This window comes from Falsiroseomonas oryzae (assembly GCF_027856955.1).
In the GTDB taxonomy this organism is placed as follows: Bacteria; Pseudomonadota; Alphaproteobacteria; order Acetobacterales; family Acetobacteraceae; genus Falsiroseomonas; species Falsiroseomonas oryzae.
Genome location: NZ_JAPSMD010000902.1, coordinates 1 through 889, shown reverse-complemented (window position 1 = coordinate 889; position 889 = coordinate 1). Strand labels below are relative to the sequence as shown.

The window sequence follows — 889 nt, the reverse complement described above, 5'->3', positions numbered from 1 at the left end:
GCGGCGCCAGCCGCGCTGACCGTTCCGGCCTCCACGCGCACGTCGCCGCCGGCGCCGCCGCGGATCGCGACCTGCCCGGCCGCGGCCCCCGCATCGGCATCCGCGCTGATCCGGCCGGTGTTGCGCATCATCGTGTCGATCACGCCGCGCGCCGCATCGGCGGTGAGCAGAACGGACCCGCCTGGTGCTTCGATCGTGCCGCTGTTGGTCACCAGCGCCACCGCGCCTTCCGGCGCGCGCTGCACCGAGCCCGTGACGTCGAGCGCGATCAGGCCGTCGCCCGCCAGATCGAGCGTGAAGGTCTCGGCGCCCGCCAGCGCGACGCGGCCGAGGCGCGCGCGGATGGTGCCGGAATTCGCCACCCCCGGCCCGACCAGGGTGGCGATCCCGCGCTCCGCCACGGTGATGCTGCCGTGGTTCTCGACACGTGCGCCGGGCCGCGCCGGCTGGTCGAACACCATCCGGCCGGCCATGAAGTTCTGGTTCGAGATGCCGGCGGCGCTGGCGATCAGGCTGCCGACATTCACCTGCGCGCCGGGCGCGAAGATGACGCCGGACTGGTTCACGATGGCGACGCCGCCATTCGACTGGATGCGCCCGGCGATTGTGGACGGGTCGGGCGTGTTGACCCGGTTCAGCGTCCAGGCCTGCGCCGAGGGCTGGTTGAACTGCACCGTGTGGTTGCGGCCGACATCGAATCGCTGCCAGTCCACCACGGCCCGCGCGGAGGACTGGTTCACCTGCGTCGTCGTGGCCGACTGGCTGATGGTCGCGCTGCCCGCCGTGACCTGGCCGCCTGCTGGCGCCTGCGCGGCCGCCGGCATGGCCGCGACCAGCGCGGCCGGCAGCAGAGCCGTGGTCGCCAGCAGCGCCTGGCGCACCAGCCCGG

The 889-nt window shown here is 74.0% G+C and carries 1 protein-coding gene; it reads right to left on the bottom strand.

Annotated elements, in window-relative coordinates; translation table 11 throughout:
* A partial coding sequence (locus OZN99_RS32570) for a two-partner secretion domain-containing protein (protein WP_270939318.1) occupies positions 1-889 on the bottom strand: 889 nt, incomplete at both ends.